1 protein-coding gene is annotated in these 1,726 nt (G+C 55.9%); it reads right to left on the reverse strand.

Annotated features, from left to right (window positions below):
* Positions 1–562: 562 nt before the first annotated feature.
* The coding region (locus AC3WMT_RS30825) for an immunoglobulin-like domain-containing protein (protein ID WP_492578075.1) at positions 563–1,726 on the reverse strand (1,164 nt) is incomplete at its 5' end.

Raw genomic sequence — 1,726 nt, forward strand, 5'->3', positions numbered from 1 at the left:
CAAAGCGCACAAGCCGGCGGATTCTGGCGTAGCTGTAGGCAATTACGCAAGGTCGTGTAGCCTGATTACGTGTCTTGCCGTGTCACTTAAACGAAGGTGTTTAAAAACAAAAATCGCAACGTTCGGCAGCGCCTACACCGATCTATGTAGGCGCTGCCGAAGGCTGCGATTTTTTGATTTCTCTTTCCTTCAGATCCAAACCTGAACCTACCGCCCCAACACATCCATCACGCAGCAACATCGTCGCCTCGTGAGCCAGTTACTGCACATCGGCGCCCTTGGCTGAGGTGATATCGAGACTGGCCAGATCCGCCATCATCTGCGTCACTTCCAGAACCCGGCGCTCGGTTTGAAAAAACATCCCGACAAAACTTTTTTCGGGCGTATTAAGCGGGACTTCACGTTCCTGGGAAAACCTTGCCCCGGCCAATAGCCTCTTATGTTATTTGCTATTCAGCGAAAGAACGCCGGCTTTAGTACCAAATCCCATCCACTGCCTTTGGCGAGACGGCGCATGGGTAGATTAAAGTTTTGTCGTACAAACGCGTTAGGCGCTACCTTCCTAGCCCGGGAGCAAAGCAATGCCCCATGCGCTGCCCTCTGCCCGGCCCACAATGCCCCATTGGGTGGGCTGTAGATAATTTCGGAGTGCATTTGTTTTGTCGCTCGGGACGTACTCGCCCCACCACCAGAATTGTTGGTACGTGGGGGATGAGCGTACGTATTTAATGTTTAACAAGTCGATGTGTGAGGAGAACTCGCTGACGGGTATAGGTATACCCCCCACTGTTTGAGTCCATGCTAGATATTGGCGGTGGGTGAGCCCTTGATTTTCGGATGATATGTATCGGCGTACGTTGCGAGTCGTGACGTCGAACTGCTTGGTTTGGCCGACAGCGTCTTGTACGGTGATGGTGGCTGTGCCATTGCTTTCACTTCTGACGGTGCCGTCCGAATCAACTGAGGCAATGAGCGGCTTGGAAGATACATAGGTGTAAGGTCGGACCCCGCCTTGCGCGCCACGGTTGGCTGAGGTTCCGGCGGGGTCGTTACCAGAGAGTGCCCAGTTCAGCCCCGAGCCTGCGATCGAGATATTGAACCCGTCGAGGGTAAGCGGTGACGTGTCCACGGTGAGTGGGGTGGTTACGGTCAGCGTTCTGGCGCCGGAACTCTCCCCGGGTACGTACAGCGCCTTGGCGGTAAAGCTGTGCTCCGCCAGGTTCAGGCCTGGCACTTCAAGTTCCCATCTGCCATTACTGGCGCCCACCTCCGCTATGCCTTTGGGTGTCGTGCCATCAAAGATCTCGACTTTCAGGCGCGGTGTGCCGCCACCGGTCAATTTGACGGTGGTATCGGGCGTGGTGCCTTTATCGGGGACCTCCACGCCCTTGGAGTCTTTCACCGAGGTGATGCTTGGCTTGATGGCATTGGAAAGGGTGACGACTCTGCCAAGCGATACCTGCCCCGTGCCGTACAGCGCCTTGGCAGTGAACGTGCGAGTGGCAATGCCGGCCAGTGTGATTTCGCAGGTCCAGATGCCACCGGCATTGACCGGGTGTTTACCTTTAGTGGCAGCGCCCTCGAACACCTCGACTTCCTGAAGCGGTGCTGCAGTGCCGGTCAGTTTGATCTTCGGATCGACCGTGCCGCCGTTATGCGGAATGTCTTCACCCTTGGAGTCTTTCACCGTGCTGATCACCGGTTTCACATCCTGCACGGCTTTGAC

Source organism: Pseudomonas sp. FW305-7, from assembly GCF_058786735.1.